This window comes from Streptomyces sp. V3I7, from assembly GCF_030817495.1.
Classification (GTDB): Bacteria; Actinomycetota; Actinomycetes; order Streptomycetales; family Streptomycetaceae; genus Streptomyces.
In genome coordinates, this window is record NZ_JAUSZK010000001.1 from 4,156,603 (window position 1) to 4,175,346 (window position 18,744).

General features: G+C 68.0%; 10 protein-coding genes. 7 read left to right on the forward strand and 3 right to left on the reverse strand.

Features of this window, described 5'->3' with window-relative positions:
• Window positions 1-52 precede the first annotated feature (52 nt).
• The gene (locus QFZ74_RS19500; RefSeq protein WP_307622079.1) at window positions 53-622 is read left to right on the forward strand and encodes a hypothetical protein; all 570 of its coding nucleotides are present in this window, start codon (window positions 53-55) and stop codon (window positions 620-622) included.
• Window positions 623-800: 178 nt separating this feature from the next.
• Window positions 801-1,196 carry a hypothetical protein gene (locus QFZ74_RS19505; protein WP_307622080.1) on the forward strand — a complete coding sequence of 132 codons (396 nt, stop codon included), beginning with the start codon at window positions 801-803 and terminating at the stop codon, window positions 1,194-1,196.
• Between the two features lie 66 nt (window positions 1,197-1,262).
• Here the strand turns inward: QFZ74_RS19505 and QFZ74_RS19510 are convergent, their stop codons facing one another.
• The 3 genes from QFZ74_RS19510 to QFZ74_RS19520 form a co-directional block, all read right to left on the reverse strand.
• Window positions 1,263-3,884, reverse strand: coding sequence for an FG-GAP-like repeat-containing protein (locus tag QFZ74_RS19510; protein WP_307622081.1), 2,622 nt, complete (start codon window positions 3,882-3,884; stop codon window positions 1,263-1,265).
• 190 nt (window positions 3,885-4,074) lie between these two features.
• Complete coding sequence (locus QFZ74_RS19515) at window positions 4,075-6,552, reverse strand: FG-GAP-like repeat-containing protein (RefSeq protein WP_307622082.1); 2,478 nt, start codon at window positions 6,550-6,552, stop codon at window positions 4,075-4,077.
• Window positions 6,549-7,085 (reverse strand): hypothetical protein, encoded by a 537-nt coding sequence (locus QFZ74_RS19520; RefSeq protein ID WP_307622083.1) that lies wholly within the window; start codon window positions 7,083-7,085, stop codon window positions 6,549-6,551. Before QFZ74_RS19520 ends, QFZ74_RS19515 begins: the two co-directional genes overlap by 4 nt.
• Before the next feature lie 331 nt (window positions 7,086-7,416).
• Between QFZ74_RS19520 and QFZ74_RS19525 the strand changes: the two genes are divergently transcribed.
• The 5 genes from QFZ74_RS19525 (at window position 7,417) to QFZ74_RS19545 (ending at window position 18,693) form a co-directional block, all read left to right on the forward strand.
• Window positions 7,417-10,473, forward strand: a complete 3,057-nt coding sequence (locus QFZ74_RS19525) for a DNRLRE domain-containing protein (protein ID WP_307622084.1) — start codon at window positions 7,417-7,419, stop codon at window positions 10,471-10,473.
• A 6-nt stretch (window positions 10,474-10,479) separates the two neighbouring features.
• Window positions 10,480-16,569 carry a polymorphic toxin-type HINT domain-containing protein gene (locus QFZ74_RS19530; RefSeq protein WP_307622085.1) on the forward strand — a complete coding sequence of 2,030 codons (6,090 nt, stop codon included), beginning with the start codon at window positions 10,480-10,482 and terminating at the stop codon, window positions 16,567-16,569.
• A 168-nt stretch (window positions 16,570-16,737) separates the two neighbouring features.
• Window positions 16,738-17,205: a hypothetical protein gene (locus QFZ74_RS19535; protein WP_307622086.1), complete on the forward strand. Its 468-nt coding sequence runs from the start codon at window positions 16,738-16,740 to the stop codon at window positions 17,203-17,205.
• Window positions 17,206-17,325: 120 nt separating this feature from the next.
• Window positions 17,326-17,871, forward strand: coding sequence for a winged helix-turn-helix domain-containing protein (locus QFZ74_RS19540; protein ID WP_307622088.1), 546 nt, complete (start codon window positions 17,326-17,328; stop codon window positions 17,869-17,871).
• A gap of 261 nt (window positions 17,872-18,132) precedes the next feature.
• Entirely contained in the window at window positions 18,133-18,693 is a 561-nt protein-coding gene (locus tag QFZ74_RS19545) for a L,D-transpeptidase family protein (protein ID WP_307622089.1), read from the forward strand.
• Window positions 18,694-18,744: the final 51 nt, after the last annotated feature.

Below are 18,744 nucleotides of genomic sequence, written 5' to 3' on the forward strand. Positions count from 1 at the left end.
TGTGGGCTCCGTAAAGGTCGGCGCCCCGTTCGCCCTGGTTGGGGAGGCGTGGATGAGCCTGGTGGACCTGATCGCTCAGGCCGACGAACGCGGACTGGCTGCCAGCGGGTTGGCTTGTTTGGACCGGTGTATGCCCCTGCTGAGCGACGACGACCAAGTCCTGCGCCCCCTGTGGGCGAGCCTCGTGGTCGACGGCGACTGGGGCGGCCGGCTGGAGAAGGTACGCGCCGCGCTCGACGCGACCGGCCCGCAGGGCTCCGCGGAGGACGAGGGCGCGCTGCTCGTGCGCCGGATGATCGACACCGCCCCGCCCAAGCGCACGGCCGACGAGACACGGGAGTGGGCCGACGCCTGCTCGGTCGCCGCGCTCCGGATCCACCAGCTCCTCGATCCGGCCGAGGGCGGCACCGGCCCGGCCGGCGACTCGGTCGACTCCCCACGCGAAGGACGTACGGAGGGCATGTCGCCCCTCGTCGCCGCCGAACTGCGCCGCCAGACCACCGTCCTGGAACTGCTCGCCGAGCACGGCAGGGGCGGGCTGCGCAGCGCACTGCAGGTGTCGACCGAGGGGCGCCGGGTACTGCGGGCGGTCGTGTCACGACGCGCACGGGTCCGGGGCTGACGCCACACCCCTCCCGACGGAGGCGCGAGGGCGGCGAAAACGGTCACTTCCCACGTAAACCTCGTTCCTGAGGGAGTTCTGTGACCGTCGTGCGGCGGGGGTGGGGCGGTCCTGCGCCGGTCTCGGCCGACCTCCGGATCAGGGTGACGAAACCACGGGCCACCTCGCTCTTCCAGGTGTGACGACACAGCAGGAGACCAGGCCGACGGCCGCGGCGAAGCCGGTGCGCTGGGCGGCGGACACCGTGGCGAGGATGCGGGAGGGCGCCCGGCTGCGCCTCGACTACTCGGCGCAGAGCCTGTGGCGCGTGGACCGGCTGATCGAGGACCTGTGCCAGGACGGGAAGCCCCCGGCGGGGGTCGACAACGTGCTGCGCGGCTTCGGCGCGTACGCCGGCGAGGTCATCGTCCGTCAGACCGGCGCCGAGTGGTGGGCGGTGGGCGGCGACCACTGGGTGCGCACCCCCGACGGGAAGCTGTGGGACCCGATCGCGGAGGCGCGCGCCTGCTTCACCGGGGACGGGTCGCTGCGGCTGCTGTGCCGGGACGCGATGCGCGGCGAAGAGCGGACGTAGAGCGGCCGGGGCCCCGAGCAGTGGTGGGGGCCCCGGCCGAGTGGGTCCTGGCGGACGGCGTACGGCTTACGGCGTCAGCGTCTGACCCAGGTGGGCGCCCGCCGGGGTGCCCAGCGTCGTCCGGCCGAAGTACACGGACTGGGTGTAGCCGAGGCCCGTGCTGTTGCTGGGGACGTGGAGCAGGGTGCCCTCCGCGCTGTTCTCGCCCTCCGCGCCGAACGTCAGGTCCGCGCGGCCGTAGCCGGACAGGTCGGTCAGCGAGACGGAGGAGCCGAGCAGGTCGCCCGCTTCCGCGGCGCCCGCGATGCCCGAGGTGTCCTGCGAGATCGCGACCGAACCGGAGCCGGTCAGACCGGACGCGGAGCCCTTGACCAGGACCGCGTCGCCCGCGCCCGCGTAGCTCACGCCGCTGCGGGTGAGGTCCTCGCCGGAGGCGCCCGCGAGGGCGTCGGCATAGCCGTCGGCGTTGTAGTCGCCGACCGAGACCGAGGCGCCGAAGTTGTCGCCGGACTCGTTGGCGCCGGGGACGTAGGCCGTGTCCTGGTGGATCGTCGTCATGCCCGTGGTGGTGAAGCCGGTCGACGCACCGGGCACCATGGTGATCTGGCCGCCCGAGACACCGCCGGACTCGGAGGCGACCGGCTGGCCGATGACGATGTCGTCGTAACCGTTGCCGTTGACGTCACCGGCGGCGATGGAGCGGCCGCCCTTGACGGAGATGACGCCCGCCTTGGTCAGACCGGTGGCCGAGCCCGCGAAGCGGAGCACGCGGCCGATGCCGCCCGCGTCACGGTAGTTGAGGGCGACGTCCGCGTAGCCGTCCCGGTTGAAGTCGCCGGTCGCGGCGTCCAGGTAGGCGACGGAGGAGGTGGCGGTGGTGAGCGTGCCCGCCGTCGTGGCGCCGTCGGTCAGCCTGACGTTCCAGTTGCCGCCCGTACCGGTGCCGACCGAGAAGACGTCCGCCTTGCCGTCGCCGTTGAAGTCGCCGACGGTGACGGTGGAGCCGAGCTTGGCACCGGTCGACGTCACGCCGGAGGTGGTGTACGAGTAGCCGGAGTTCAGGCCGGGACCGTAGAGCACGGTCACCGCGCCGCGGTCGGCGTGGCCGGTGGTGTCGTCCTCGCCGGGCGCGCCGATCGCGAGGTCGGCGTAGCCGTCGCCGTTGACGTCGCCCCAGGCGGTCGAGGCGCCGAAGTTGTCACCGCTCTCGGAGGAGCCGGGGACACCCGCGCTGCTCTGGGTGAGCGTCCTGCGCGCCGAGGCGACCGGGCCGTCGACGCCGCCCGGCACCACGGTCAGCGAGTTGGCCCGCGGGGTGCCGGCGACCAGGTCGGCGACGCCGTCACGGTTGAAGTCGCTGGTGGCCAGGGCGTGCGAGATGCCCGGCGTCTTGGCCAGCGTGGCGATCTCGGACAGCTTCGGGTAGAGGTTCTTGCCCGGGCAGGCCGTGGTGTTGGTGTCGCGGTGCCCGAAGACGCGCGGCAGCGTGATCGACTGCCCCTTGTCGATCTTGTTGCCGTCGACGCCCGCGGGTGAGCCGGAGGTCAGCGTCACCTTGCCGGTCGGGTCGATGCCGTACATCCCGAACTTCCAGGCGACGACCCGGGCGATGGCGTTCAGCCCGGCCCGGGACGGGACGGCGGACTCGTAGTTGCCGATGTACGAGATGCCGACGGTGTTGGTGTTGAACCCGATGTCGTGCGCGCCGATCACCGGCAGGTCCATGCCCCCGCTGCGGCCCTCGAAGATCTGGCCGCACCGGTCGACCACGAAGTTGTAGCCGACGTCGTAGTAGCCGCGGGCGAAGTGCTCCTGCTGGATGGTGCGCATGCGCGCGCGGGACTGGGCGCAGGAGAGCTTGTTGTCGCTGTCCACGCCCGTGTGGTGGATGACGGCGGCCTTGATCTCGGTGCCGTACTCCGGCGTTCCGTCGTAGTCCGTCGACGCGCCCCACTCGGCCTGCGTGATGATCGGCGGCTTCACGACCGTGGAGGGGCGGGGCGCCGGGATGGTGCTGGAGGGGGACACGGAGTCGGACGGGGCCGCCGGGTCGGAGGGCGATGCCGGGTCCGACGGGGGTGCCGAGTCGCTGGGTGCCACGGAGTCGCTCGGCGGGGCGGAGTCGCTGGGCGGGGCGGAGTCGCTGGGCGGTACCGGAGAGTCGGACACGACCGGCGGATCCGAGGGAGCGGGGGAATCAGTGCTCGCCGGAGTCGTCTCGTCCACGAACGCGGCAGGCTCGACGCCGGTGCCCTTCGGGTCGGTGCCCGGGTCGAGCAGCTTGACGTCCATGCCGGTGGGCTGGCCGGCGGCCTCGCTGCCGTCGGCGTTCACCAGCCGCACCTGGACGCCGTCGGCGTCACCGGTCCACAACGAGGCGGTGCCGCCCCGCACTTCGGCGGCCCGCTTCCCCTCGGCCCCGTCCGCCTGGAACGGGTCCTCGACCAGCTTCTGCCACCCGGACCACTTACCGGTCCCCAGCTCACGGGTACGCACCTCGGGCGTGCCCTTGGCCTTGCTCGCGGCGTCGTCCCAGGTCAGCAGCAGCGCGCTGAATCGGTCGGTGCTCGTCTGCCCGATCCCCTTGCGTCCTGCGCCCCGGCTCTCCAGCTTGAGCGTGTGCACGGACGGCTTGCGACTCGCACCGTCGGCGCCCTTCGGCGCCGGATCCGCGATCGCGTAGGTCACGGCTCCCCCGCCGCCAAGAACAACTGCTCCGACCGTCAGCCACGTCCGTTGCTTGAGACTGAGCGGTTTGTATACACGGGTCCTTCGTGGACTCAACTGTCCCCACCCCTATGAAAATCAACAGTGACACCACCTCTTGCACAGGCGGCACTTGTAGAGCGCACGAAGGACCTCGAACGTCACACCGCGCTCACCGGGCCAACACGGCACCCACTCCCAGACCGGCTCCTGCCGCCAGACCGAAGGCCGTCGGGCCGTAATACGCCCCGCTCGACGGCACCGGCATTCCGTCGTCCGCGCCGCCGCTGAGCGTGAGCACGGTGCCATCGCCCGAGTTCTCGCCGTCGGAACCGATCACGAGGTCCGGGACTCCGTCGCCGGTGAGGTCGGCGAGCGACACCGCGCCGCCCAGCCGGTCATCGGCCTCGGCCGCGCCTGGCACCCCGGCCCGCTCGGTGTCGTACACGTCGGCACCGGTAGCGGTGAGTCCGCTCGGGCTTCCGTGCAGGAGTACGGCGGCGCCAGCGTCGGCGGCGGGGCTGTCGGCGACCGTCACATCGGTGCCGGGCGCCCCGGCCAGGACGTCCGCGAACCCGTCGTCGTTCAGGTCCGCCAGGGCGAGCGAGGCACCGAAGCGGTCGCCTGCGGCCCCGAGTCCGATGGCGGGCGACCCGCTGACGGTGAGGCCGGTGGCCGAGCCGTGGAAGGTGGCGATCTCCCCGCCCACGCCCGCCTCGGGCCGGCCGACGGCGAGGTCGGCGTAGCCGTCGCCGTTGAGGTCGCCCGCGACGAGCGCCGTGCCGCCGTCGCTCAGGCGCACATCGGGCGCGTCGGTGAGCAGCCCGCTCGCCGAACCGCGCAGGACGATGAGCGGCGTGGCCCCGCTCGCGGTGCGGTAGGTGACGGCGGCGTCCGCGTACCCGTCCTTGTCGAAGTCACCGGTCGCCAGCGCGGTGGCGGTCACCGGCCCGCTCTCACCGGCGAGTTGAGACAGGGGCACGGTGCCGGAGAACGTACGGTCGCCGCCGTCGACCGCCCAGGCGCGCCCGGCGCCTGGCGCCACCGTGAGGATGTCGTCGCCGCCGTCCCCGTCGAAGTCGCCGGTGGCCACGGCGGCACCGAAGCGGGCGCCGCTCGTGCGTGACCCGGCCGGCTCGTTGATCATTCCGGCCTGCCCGGTGAGCCCGTTCGCCGTGCCGCGCAGCAGGCTCAGCGCACCCTCGTCACTCGCGCCGGAGGTGACCTCCTCGCCGGGCGAGGAGACGACCATGTCCTCGTAGCCGTCGCGGTCGAAGTCGCCGTATCCGACGGCCGACCCGAAGCCGTCCCCGGCCTCGGAGCCGCCCGGCACCCCGTCCGGCTCCTGGGTGATCACGGCCCGGTTCCCGCTGTACGGCGCGGAGCGCGCACCCGGCACGACGCCGACCTGCCCGGCCCCGGCCAGGCTGTTGGCGGTCGCACCCGGAACGCCCACGGCGAGGTCGGCGTGTCCGTCGCGGTTCATGTCGCCGGTCGGGGACGGGGAGTTGGCGGCGTTGGCGAGGGTGCGGATGGCGGGCAGGTCGGCGTAGAGGTTGTTGCCGGGGCACTCGGTCGGGTAGCCGTCGCGGTGACCGGAGATGCGGTTCAGGGTCACCAACTGTCCCTGCGTGTACTTGCCGTTGTCGGCGCCGGCGGCCATCACCACCGTCCCCGACGGGTTGACGCCGTACAACCCGAGCTTCCACGCGGCGAGCTTGGCGATCGCCTCGTGGACCACGGTCGGTGCGGTCGCCGTGTTGTAGTCACCGAGGACCGCGACGCCGCTGCTGTCGGTGTTGAAGCCGTAGGTGTGCGCGCCGAGGACCGGCCTGTCGGTACCGCCCGCGCGGCCCTCGAAGACCGTGCCGCACTTGTCGACGAGGAAGTTGTAGCCGATGTCGTTCCAGCCGTTGCTCTGCACGTGGTAGACGAAGATGCCGCGGATGATCGACGCGGACTCGGCGCACGTGTAGTCGTTGCTGCCCGCAGTGTGGTGCACGAACACGGCCTTCGTGTCGGTCGTGTACGTCGGAGGGTCGACGACCATCGACTCGTCGGCGCCCCAGCCGGAGCGGGGGACGATGTCAGGCTGACCGGCGGCGGTGGGCGAGTAGGCCGAGTTCACCGGGGTTCCGGGCACCTTGCTCCCGGTCTCCGGGTCGACCAGGTCGACGCGCAGCCCGCCCGGCAGCTTGGCTGTCCTGCCGGCGCCTGCGATCCGCGCCTGCACGCCGTCGGACGGCCCGACCCACAGCGGCTGGGTGCCGCCGCGCAGCCCGCGGGATGCGCGGTCGGGGCTGGCCTCAGGAGCGTGCAGTTCCAGATCGAGCGTGCGCCAGTCGGACCAGCGCCCGGTGGCCGCGTCCCGGGTGCGTACCTGAGCCGTACCGCCGAGCTCGGCCCGTGCGTCGGACCAGGTGATCCCGATCAGGCTGAACGGCTGGGTGTCGCGGGCGTGCAACGCGCGGTGCGCCGGGTCGGTGCCTGCCCGGACGGGAACCGTGTGGAGAGCGCCACGCGGAACTGCCGTACGAGCCAGGTCGGTTGCGGTGCTGTGGCCGTGGCTCCGCGCGGACAGCGAGACCGCGCTGAGGACGACCGCGGTGGCGAGAGCGAGACGGCTCATGTTGCGGAGCAGGGAACTCATCCGGCGGCCTCCGTCTGCTTCGGCGTCGCCGAGGGGAGCTCGGCCTGGCAGGTGGCGCGCCCGAACTTGCCGAAGGCGGACGCCGTTTGGACGTGCTTGCCGCGCACGGCCAGCGAGCAGCTGGCCTGCCCGCCCTTCTCGCCGAGCGTGATCGAGACCAGCGGCGGCCTGCCGAGCGGTACCCGCACGGTCTTCTTCCACGGCAGCGCGACGGCGCGGTCGACGGCGGCGGACCCGGCCTCGTTGCGGCCCTGATAGGCGATGTCGGCGGTGCCCTCACCTGAGACCTCGTACGTCACCGCGGCGGTCGGCACGGGGGGCTTGCCGGGCTTGTCCGCGGTATCGAGCACGCCGTAGAGGACGAGCCCGGCGCAGGCGGTCAGTACGGCGCCGGCGATGAACAGGCCGGTGCGGTCAGGACGGGGGGAGCGCGTCGTTTCGTCCGGCGTGGCCGTCCTGTCGGGTGCGGATACGGCTCCAGGCTCGTCGCCCGCACCGGCATCCGGCCTTACTCCCCGCTCTTCGTCACCCATAAACATTCCCTTTGGAAACGGCTGCCCGCAATTCGCGCGCCCGCGCCGGAATTTCCGGAGCCGGGCTCTTATACCTGACGCCGGGAGGGGTTTTCCAGTGAGCGGACAAACCGGGCGTCGATTTCCTGAGATGGGCGAAGTGTCGCGATGCGTGAGGTCGCTTGACATGCTGTGACCTGGGTGATTAGAACCGCGGCGCCGCTACGTCTGGCCTGCCATCGGGGTGGGGCGAACGTTTTCGGCAGGTGTTTATGACGTCAGAGAAAAGGAAAGGGTTGCGGTGAAACCCAGATTGGGCAGGCTTATCGCATGCCTTGTGGTGTCCGCGGTCATGGGGACCGCATTGCCACAGGTCGCCTATGCGACACCCGTATCCGGTGACGGTGACGAGAAGGGAATTATCGACACCGTCAAGGGATGGTTTTCGGACGACGACGGTCCTGAACTCGCCAAACCGCCGTCCCATGACGAGCTGGACGTCGCTGACCGGCAGAAGCTGCTGAGGGGCAAGAAGGCCCCGAAGGCCAAGCGGGTCAAGGAGCTGACGGCCAGGCGCACGTCCAACGCGCGGTTCTGGCAGCTCTCCGATGGCAGGGTCCAGGCGGAACTGTCGGCGGTGCCGACCTCGTACCGCTCGGGGGCCGGCAAGAAGGCGACCTGGAAGCCGATCGACACGGCCGTCCACGCGTCGAAGGCCAAGGGCTTCGAGCTCGCCAACACGACCAACGAGGGCCGGAGCTGGTTCAGTTCGGACGCGGACCGGCTGGTGCGGTTCCAGTCACCGGACGGCCGCTCGGTCACCCTCGGCCTCGAGAGCGCTGACGGTTCGCTCAAGCCGACGGCCAAGGGCTCGACGGTCACGTACAAGGACGCGGTGCAGGGCGCCGATCTGGAGTACGCGGTCGGCCCGGGCAAGGTGAAGGAGAACATCACCCTCGCCGAACGCCCCTCCGGCCCGCTGGCGTTCACCTTCACCCTCGACACCGACGGGCTGGTGCCCAAGGCACGCAAGGACGGCTCGATCGCCCTGTTCGGCGAGCTGCCGCACACGCCGGTGATGGTGATCCCCGCGCCGTACATGACGGACGCGAAGAAGGCGTCCCGGTCCGTCTTCGGCAGGACCTACAGCACCAAGGTCACCCAGAAGCTCACCAAGGACGGCAAGTCCTGGAAGCTGACGGTCAGGCCGGACGCGAAGTGGCTGGCGTCGAAGGACCGCCAGTACCCGGTGGTCATCGACCCGACGATCACGATCGCGCCGTCGCCGACGGACTCGCAGGACACGATGGTCCTGTCGGACCAGGCGTCGGTGAACTTCAACCCGATGTGGAAGCTGTCGGCGGGCAAGACGGACACGGGTATCTCGCGTTCGCTGATCAAGTTCCCGCTGAGTGAGATCCCGGCGGGCACGACGATCGACTCGGCGCGCCTGGAGATGTACTTCGACCAGGCGCACACGACCAACGCCAATGACGTGACCATCGGCGCGTACCGGGCGACGGGCAACTGGACCGAGTCGACGGCGAACTGGACCAACACCAGTGGCCTGGTGGGTGAACTCTCCGGCACCAGCGTCCAGGTGGACGACGGGGACCAGGGAACGACGGCGGCGGTCGGCACATGGAAGCCCGGCTCCCAGACGTACGGGATCGACGGCGACTACCTGTACAACAAGGACGCGATCACCGGAGACACGTACACCTGGCAGCCGAACCTGCCGGAGACGGCCTCCTACCGGGTGGACGCGCACTACGTGCAGTACACGGACCGGTCCACGGCGGCCCCGTACACGGTGACGAGCAGTGACCCCACCGCCACCTACACCGTCGACCAGACGGCCGGTACGGGCGGGGTGTGGTCGTCCCTCAAGGGCGGCTCGCAGATCAACTTCGCCAAGGGCACGGCCGGCAAGGTCGTCCTGAAGGACACGGACGCCACGACGGCGGTGATCGCGGACGCGGTGCGCTGGGTGAACCCGGCGTCGATCGTGAAGAACACCGGCGAGTACAACCAGTGGCACAAGTTCCCGGTGACCGACACCGTGCAGCAGTGGCTGGACGGCACGGCCACCAACTACGGGTTCGTGCTGAAGGCCACCGACGAGTCGGGGACGGCCGTGACCGGTGGTCCGCGTTACGAGTCCGGTGACGGTGACTACGGCGGCGAGACCTCCACGATCCCGCGGCTGACGGTGACGTACGGGAAGGTCGGCACCACGCTGAACTCTCCGACGGTGATCCACGGTACGGGTCCGGAGCTGAGCTGGAAGGCCTATTCCAACACCACCGGTGACGCGAACCTGGACATCGCCGAGTACCAGCTGCACCGCTCCACGCAGCAGGCGTTCACGCCGTCCGCGGCCACGCTCGTCGCGCCGATCGACAAGTCGGCCACGGCCTACACAGACACGACCGCCATCCCGACCCCAGACTCTTCCTCGGCGGAGATCGGCCGGTCGTACTACTACCAGCTGGCGGTGAAGACAAAGGACGGCCAGCTCCTGGGCTCCCCGACCCGCACCGTCGGTGTGCCGAAGGCGGGTCGGACGATGCGCCTGATCCAGGGCACGACGGCGGGGGTCACGGACACCACGCTGTCCTCGGCGACGCCGACGACCAACCTGGACACCATCGGCCGGGACGGTCAGAACCAGAAGTGGCTGAGCGTGGGCAACAACACGCCCACGAACACCACCGAGAAGACCCGCGCGGTGATGAAGTTCCCCACCAGCACGATCCCCACCACCGCCACGGTCCTCGAGTCGCGACTGTTCACGTGGGGAGCGGAGACCGTCACCGGTAGCAACGGGGCGATCTATGAACTCCACGGTCTGAACAAGGACTTCAACGAGACCCAGGCCACCTGGAACAGCTCCGCGACCGGCACGGCCTGGACGACGCCGGGCGGTGACTACTCCGCCACCGTCTCCGACACGGTTGCCACGGTGTCCGACGTCGGCCGTCACTGGTGGGACGCGACCTCCCTCACCCAGGGCTGGACCCGCACCCCCGCCTCCAACCACGGCGCCCTCATCAAGCTGAAGGACGAAACTGCCGCCGGCCCGCAGGAACAGACGGTGTTCCTCGCCTCGGAGGCCTCCGACTACCAGCTCGGCCCGCTGCTGCGCGTGATCTACGTAGACTCCACCACGGACGACACGTACTACGCGCCGCAGACCCCGGCCCGTATGACGCCGAACTCGACGTACACGGTGGACTTCACGGTCACCAACACCACGAGCTCCGCGTGGGCGAGTGGTGAGCGGGTTCTGTCGTACACCTGGAAGCTTCCCGACGGCACCGACATGACGACCGGCGGCAACCAGCTGTCGACCGCCATCCCGGCCCTGTCGCCCGGCCAGTCGGCCACCATCCAGGCACAGGTCTAGACCCCCATGAACTCGGACTCGGGCAACAAGCGCACCGAGTACGTACTCGGCTGGGACGTCAGGAAGGTGTCCGACGGCAGCTGGCTGTCCGCCGGAACCGGCGGCATCCCGACGCTGAAGCAGAACGTGGCGGTGGAGGACCCGACGTCCAACACTCTCGGCCTGGAGAAGTTCTACTCCTACTCCGGCAAGAACACCGGCGCCGGCTCGTCGCTCATGAACAACACCGCGTCGGGCAACAGCGTCTGGTCGTACAACGCCATCAACAACCCGGGCCGCGGCGTCAACACCTTCTTCCGCGTCGCCTACAACTCGATGGACACCTCGGACACCGTGCTCGGCCACGGCTGGTCGGGCCAGGCCGCGGGGCCGCTGCGACTCGGCGCGCCGCTGGACTTCCACCCGAACCCGAACCCGACCGAGGTCAGGCTTCCCGACGGTGACGGCACCACGCACGTCTTCCGCTGGGACGCCACCAACAGCGTGTGGAAGGCTCCGGACGGCGTCCACTTCAAGCTGTCGTTCAAGACCGGCACCGAGTGCACGCCGGACAAGGACAACACTCCGGATGCCTGGACGCTGCTGCGCCCGGACGGCACGCGCTTCCTCTTCGGCTGTGACGGCTATCTGACGTCGGTCGTCGACAACGACGGCAACACTCAGACGTACACGTACGAGGAGCGCAAGTCCAACAACAAGCCGACCAAGTTCCTCACGTACATCACCGACCCGGCGGGGCGGCAGTCCCTGACGGTCGACTACTTCAAGAAGGGCGACGCGTCGTACGACTACATCGACGGCACGGGCGCCAAGCTCACCGGCACCAACCTGACCAACTCCAAGATCTACGACCACATCAAGTCCGTCACGGACATCAGCGGCCGGAAGATCAACTTCTACTACACCGACAAGGGCCTGCTCGGCCGCATCACCGACGGTGAGACGTCCACCCAGCCCAAGGTCTTCAAGTTCACCTACGACGCCACCCAGGGCAACAAGAACGTCAAGCTGGTCAAGGCCACCGACCCGCGCGGCAGCGATACCAACCTGACGTACTACGCCCCGCAGGAGGGGGACAACCCGAAATACCACTGGTGGACCAAGGCGATCACCGACCGCCTGAACGGCACCACCAGCTACCTGTACAAGCCGGACCCGGTCAACCCGGTCTTCACCGACACGACGGTCACCGACGCCGAGTCGCACGCGACGGCCTACCAGACGGACGACCTCGCCCGGCCCATCGAGATCACTGACGCCAAGTCCCGTACCACCAAGCTGGCATGGGACGCGGACAACAACGTCACGTACATGGAGGAGGCCAACGGGGCCAAGACCGCGTACTGCTACGACCAGAAGACCGGCTACCCGCTGCGTCAGTGGGACCCGGAGACCACCAAGTCGTGGACGTCGTTCAACCAGACCGACTACTGCGACCCGACCAAGTACCCCACGGGCGCCACGGCGTTCGAGTACGAGACGCGGGCCGACGGCTACTCCGCGAACCTGTTCCGCAAGACGTCGCCGCTCGGCAACGCCTGGCAGTTCGGGTACGACAGCTTCGGCAACCTGACCTCCACCACCGACCCGGAGGGCGTCGCTTCCGCCACGGCCGGTGACTACACGTCGACGACCACGTACGACGCGTACGGCCAGCCGACCAAGGACACCGACGCCAACGGCCACTCCACCCAGTACTTCAACTACGGGCCGACCGGCTATCCCGAGAAGATCACCGACGCCAAACTCAACGACACCACGTTCGTCTACGACGCGCGGGGCAACACCAAGGAGGTCGTCAACGCCAAGGGCGCCAAGGTCACTCAGAACTACGACTACTTCGGCCGCCCGCTGGACAAGAAGGAGCCCAAGGACCAGGCGGGCGGTGTCTTCGTCACCACGCCGGCCCCGGTCTACGACGCCAACAACAACATCGAGAAGGCATACGCCCCGAACGGCGCCATGACCACCTCCGTGTACGACGCGGCGGACCAGGTCACCGACCAGCTCGACCCGGTCGACGTCACCGGCGACCCGGAGCGTCGCACCACCACGACGTACGACAAGGTCGGCAACGTCAGGACGGTCACCGAGCCCAAGGGCAACCTGACCCCGACGGCCGGGGACTACACGACCACGTACAACTACGACGAGGTCTACCAGCCGGTGTCGTCCATCGACGCCAAGGGCAACAAGTCCTCGGCCGAGTACGACAACGTCGGCAACGTGGTCACGGTGATCGACCCGAAGAAGAACGCGACGGCCGACACGACGGACTTCACTACGAACTTCACCTACGACCTGGACCACCGGGTCGTGAAGACGACGGACGCGGCGGGCAAGTTCACCACCGTCCACTACGACCTCGACGGCCGCAGGGACAAGGCGACGGATGCCGAGAACAACACCACCGAGACCACCTTCGACCGGCGCGGCCTGACCACTCAGGTCAAGGTTCCGTACACGAAGGACGCCTCGAACAACATCACCTACCGGACGACCAAGTTCGAGTACGACCAGGTCGGCAACAAGACGAAGGAGATCAGCCCGCGCGGCGTCGAGACGACGACCGACGCGACCGACTTCACCTCGGAGACGGTCTATGACGAGCTGAACCGGGTCAAGGAGCAGCGCAGTCCGTTCGACGCGGACGACACCCGCTACTCCACGCCCGACATCACGTACTACACGTACGACACGGTCGGGCAGCTGAAGGAGGTCTCGGCCCCGCCGTCGCAGGGCCAGTCGGTCCGCAACATCACGTCGTACGACTACTACGACAACGGCTGGACGAAGTCCTCGAAGGACCCCTTCGAGATCAGCACGTCGTACGACTACAACGACCTGGGCCAGCAGACGAAGAACACGCTGACCTCGGCCGGCGGTTCGTCGCAGCGCACCATGACGTGGGACTTCTACCCGTCGGGCAACCAGAAGGCGCGCTCCGACGACGGCATCCCCGTCGGCAAGCAGGTGGTGGTCGTCGACTCGACCGACGTCAACAACACGGCCACACAGGGCAGTTGGAACACCTCTCAGGCTATGGGCCAGTGGGGCTACGACGTCCGGACGAACGCGGCGGGCACGGGTGCGGACACGTTCACCTGGCAGCTCAACATCCCGCAGGACGGAACGTACGAGGTCTTCACGCGCTACGGCGACGTGACGGGTGCTGCCACCAACGCGCCGTTCACCATCACCCACTCCACGGGCTCGACCACCAAGTCCGTGAACGAGTCGACGGGTTCGGGCGGTTGGGTGTCGCTGGGCTCGTACAGCTTCACCGAGTCGGGCACGCAGAAGGTCACGCTGTCCGACAACGCCAACGGCACGGTCGTCGCGGACGGCATCAAGCTGGTCCGCTCCAACACGGGTGAGACGGACACCGAGAAGAAGGACTTCACCTACACCTACGACGCCGATGGTCTGCTGAAGGAGGTCAAGGACCTCTCGCCGGGTGCCAAGGCCGATGCGTACGCCATGACCTACGACGAGCTGGACCAGTTGTCGAAGGTCGAGGAGAAGCTCGGTACGACGGTCAAGAACACGACGTCGCTGACGTACGACGCAGGCGGCAACATCGACTCGACCACGCACGACGTGACCTGGTCGAAGTTCGAGTACGACGTCCGTGACCTGATCAGCAAGGTCACCAACGCGGACACGCCGACCGCCGGAAATCAGCAGATATCCACCTTCACCTACACCGACCGAGGTCAGCCGCTGAAGCAGACGAAGCCGAACGGCAACACCGTCGACTTCACCTACTACCTCAACGGCGCGGCGAAGTCCCAGCTGGAGCAGACCGCTTCGGGTACGGACGTGGCACGCCACGACCTGGAGTACGACCCGAACGGGAACCGTTCCAAGGACATCGCCAAGGTGATGAACGCCGACACCTCGGCGGCGTACGTCAACACGACGTCAGTGTTCGACTACGACCCGCAGGACCGCATCAAGAAGGTCACCAAGACCGGGGATGCGGCGGGCACCGAGGACTACGTCTACGACGGCAACTCCAACATCGTCGAGCAGACGATCGGTAACGGCACGACGACCACCACCTCGACCTCGGTCTACGACCGAAACCGCCTGCTGAAGACGACGGCGGCGGGTGTTTCCTCGACGTACAACTACGACCCGCTGGGCCGCCTGGACACGGTGTCGTCCAACGGCACGACGCAGGAGAAGTACACCTACGACGGCTTCGACCGCATCGCCAAGCACACCGCAGGCACGGGTGCGTCGGCGCAGTCGACGACGTATGTGTACGACGCCTTCGACCGCACGGCGTCGGAGACCACGTCCGGGACTTCCGGGAAGACGACGCTCTTCACGTACCTGGGCATGGAGGACAAGGTGCTGCGGGAGGAGGTCGCGAGCAAGGCGACCAAGTCCTACCAGTACGCGCCGTGGGGCCAGAAGCTGACCCAGATCAAGCACAACACGGACAGCACGAAGGAGTACTCGCAGTACCTCTACCACCCCAAGGGTGATGTGGAGGCGATCACCAAGGACACGGGTACGACGCGTGCGACGTATGGCTACACGGCGTACGGGTCGGACGACGAGAAGCAGTTCACGGGCTCGGACAAGCCGGACGCGCAGAACCCGGACAAGGAGCCGTACAACGAGTACCGGTTCAACGCCCAGCGCTACGACGACGGTTCCGGCACCTATGACATGGGCTTCCGGAACTACAACCCGGGCCTGAACCGCTTCCTCACCCGGGACAGTTTCGGCGGCGCGCTGGACGACATGGCCCTGGCCACGGACCCGTACACGGGCAACCGGTATGCGTTCGCGGGCGGCAACCCCATCTCCTTCGTGGAGCTGGACGGCCACCTGTTCGGCATGTCGGGCTCGGACTGGGGCCACGCGGCGCTCGATGTGGCGGGCATGGTGCCCGTCATCGGCGAGGCGGCGGACGTCGCCAACGGCATCTGGTACGCGGCGGAGGGCAACTACACCGACGCGGCACTGTCCATGGCGTCGGCGATTCCGGGCGCCGGTAACGCGGTGACCGCGGCGAAGTGGGCGAAGAAGGGCGCCAAGGCGGTCGACGCGATCAAGAGCGGCCGGAAGGCAGCCAAGGCCGGCAAGACGGCCAAGGCGGAGACAGCGGCAGCCAAGACGAAGAACGTCAAGCCGAAGGGGGGCAGGTCGAAGGGCAACGGCGGTCGGACGTCCTGCCCGGTGCCGACGAAGAAGAACAGCTTCATCCCCGGCACCAAGGTGCTCATGGCCGACGGGTCCACCAAGGACATCGAGGACCTCAAGGAGGGCGAGTACGTCCTGGCCTCCGACCCGGAGACCGGAGATCTCCAAGCCCGTCAGATTACCGACACCCGCAACCACAAGGGCGACAAACACCTGGTCACCCTGACCGTCGACCCTGACGGCAAGAACGGCAAGGCCAAACCCAGCAAGATCACCTCCACGGCGGGGCACCCCTATTGGGTGCCGGACTATGGCAAGTGGGTCGAAGCTGGTGACCTCGAAGCTGGCATGTGGCTCCAGACCGCAGCCGGCACCTGGGTCCAGATCACCGCGATCGACGAAACCCGGCGCACCCAGCGTGTCTACAACCTCACGGTCGAAGGCCAGCACACGTACTTCGTGGTCACCGGGACCACGGCTGCACTGGTGCACAACGCCAACCCGGTCAAGAAGTGCGGAACTGCGCCAGCAGGTCATAGCTACCGGGGTGGGGCCCGATACAAGGATCTCAAGGATCCGGCAACCGGGCGGAACGTGCCGGGTACCGAGATCAACCACATGCCCGCCAACCAGGCTTCGCCCCTGAGCCACGGGAACGGCCCGTCGATCCAGATGGATGAGGCCGATCACGTTCGCACATCGAGTTGGGGACGTGGCCCGGGGCCAGAGAAATGGCGCGCGACGCAGAAGGACCTGATCAACCAAGGGCGGATCGACCAGGCCATGCAAATGGATATCGATGACGTGGTGACGAGGTTCCCCGGGAAGTACAACAATGCCATTGGGGAAATGATCGAGGACCTGCCGAACAACGCGGCATTTCAGGCATTGCGGACTGTTCCTACGGGGGTTCATGTTCAGCTGACCCTCTGGTGAGTATCGGACAGTCGGTGACGGTCTAGGTGAAACAGGGCCGAGATGTCTGATCGAGTCGGCACACCCCGGATGACATATCCGCGGTGTGCCGACTCTCCTGTAAAACAGGAACGTTAGAATCAGGCGTGCGTGTGCGTGCAAGCTGGCGAGATGAGGTGAGCCGAAGAAATGGACATCAGGCCATGGACCGGTGTCGACATGGCACAGTTCGGCGACTCAAGGACAGTCCTCAGGAGCCGCATCGGGGGCGAACTTTCTACCTTCCGCAGAACTCCCGGCGACCCGCCGATCGACCACTACGTGGATGTGGGTCTTCTACTCAGCTTTGACGCCTACGACCGGCTATGTTTCATGGAGATAACAAAACCGTCTGAGCCATTGTTCGCTGGAGTGGTTCTTTTGGGACAGTCCTTCGGAGACATCGTGTCCGCGCTTCGACGCAACGGAGTGGAAGTCGAAATCGACGATTCGGGCTGCACTCTGGTGGGGCACGGAATCGCCCTGTACACGCCTGCGCCTGATGAACCGGATGTCGAGGTGGAAGGGGTCGCTGTCTTTTCCGTGTCGGACGAGGGCCCAAAGGAATCGGTCGACATCGGGAAAGAGCCCGAACTGCCCGGCGACACGCTCTTCTGACGTGGAGTTCACAGTGGGGAGGGAGAGGGGAAAGCGCCTCACTGAGTTTGAGTTACTCAGGTTGAATCCGTGGTGTCCGGGTGTGGTGACGGGGTGTGATCCCTGCGGTACGACCGTCTCATGCGGTATGCGCAAGGGGGCGGGCTGACGCCCGTCGAGCAGCGGAAGCGTGAGGAGTTACGGCTGGAGGCGGTCAAGCGGTTCGAGGCCGGGGCAGGCACCGGACAGATCGCGGCCGAACTGCGGGTGACAGACCGGTCGGTGCGTCGATGGCGGTCGGCCTGGCGGCGTGGACGTACGGCGGCGTTGGCCTCGGCGGGGCCGATGGCAGTGGAGAAGCTATCGCCAGCGCAGTGGCAGCGACTGGAAGTCGAGCTGAAGCGGGGCCCGTTGGCGCACGGGTTCGATGACGAGCAGCAGGGTTGGACGCTGAAGCGGGTCAAGTTGCTGATCGGGCGGTTGTTCCATGTCGGCTACGCCGTGCAGGGGGTATGGCGGCTGCTGAAGCGGCACGGCTGGAGCTGCCAGGTGCCACTGAGGCGGTCGCTGGAGCGCAGCGAGGAGGTGATCGAGGTGTGGAAGGCCAAGGTATGGCCGCAGGTAAAACCACCGCCGCACACCTGGGCGCCTACATCTGCTTCGCGGACGAGGCCGGGCAGTCGCTGATTCCACCAAAGGGGCGGATCTGGGCGCCGCGCGGAGCGAGACCCATCGTGCGGGTCGCCGGCCGTCGCGCAGGCAGGGTGAACATCGTCGGCGCGGTGTGTTTCAAGGCCGGCCGGCGGCCGCGGATGTTCTTCAAGCTGCACGTCTACCGCGGCCGCCGCGGTGAGCCCAAGTCGTTCGCCTGGAGCGACTACCGGGACTTCATCCGGATGGTGCACCTGCAGCTGGGCGCCCCCGTGGTGTGGGTGTGGGACAACCTCAATGTGCACCTTGATCACGGTGAAGGCGAGCGGGTCGTACGCCACCGTCACCGCCTGGGCCAAGGGTGCGTCCGGGTGGAAGGCGCAGTTCAGTACGAGTGCCGGGCGCGTCGGTTCCAACGGCGTCACGGACGGGGCGACGCGGCGGCAGGGGACGTACACCACGCCCACCGGGACGTACACGATCACCGAGGGCTTCGGTGTCCAGGCGGGCGGGACGAGCATGCCGTACCACGTCGTCAACAGCTCCGACTGGTGGGTGGAGGACCCCGAGTCCAAGTACTACAACTCGATGCACAGTGCGACGGGCGCCGACTTCCCGCTCACCGAGGCCGGCGACCGGGGCAGTGAGCATCTGATCAACTACCCCACCCAGTACGCCAAGGCGCTCGTCATCAACTTCAACCGGTGGCCCGCCACGCCCGGTCGCGGCGCCGGCATCTTCCTGCACGTCAACGGATCGGGAGCGACAGCCGGTTGTGTGTCCGTCCCGCGCGCCACGATGGACCAGATCATGGCCTGGGTCCGGCCGGGAGCTCATCCGCGTATCGCGATCGGCTGACGCACCCGGGTTCGGAAGAGCTGGGGCAGGCCCGACTCCTCGGGCCTGCCC

Coding starts and splice junctions, on each gene's coding strand:
- QFZ74_RS19545 (WP_307622089.1), top strand. CDS start 18,133: ATGTGCACCTTGATCACGGTGAAGGCGAGCGGGTCGTACGCCACCGTC.
- QFZ74_RS19530 (WP_307622085.1), top strand. CDS start 10,480: ATGAACTCGGACTCGGGCAACAAGCGCACCGAGTACGTACTCGGCTGG.
- QFZ74_RS19515 (WP_307622082.1), bottom strand. CDS start 6,552: ATGAGTTCCCTGCTCCGCAACATGAGCCGTCTCGCTCTCGCCACCGCG.
- QFZ74_RS19500 (WP_307622079.1), top strand. CDS start 53: ATGAGCCTGGTGGACCTGATCGCTCAGGCCGACGAACGCGGACTGGCT.
- QFZ74_RS19540 (WP_307622088.1), top strand. CDS start 17,326: ATGCGGTATGCGCAAGGGGGCGGGCTGACGCCCGTCGAGCAGCGGAAG.
- QFZ74_RS19535 (WP_307622086.1), top strand. CDS start 16,738: ATGGACATCAGGCCATGGACCGGTGTCGACATGGCACAGTTCGGCGAC.
- QFZ74_RS19520 (WP_307622083.1), bottom strand. CDS start 7,085: ATGGGTGACGAAGAGCGGGGAGTAAGGCCGGATGCCGGTGCGGGCGAC.
- QFZ74_RS19525 (WP_307622084.1), top strand. CDS start 7,417: ATGGGGACCGCATTGCCACAGGTCGCCTATGCGACACCCGTATCCGGT.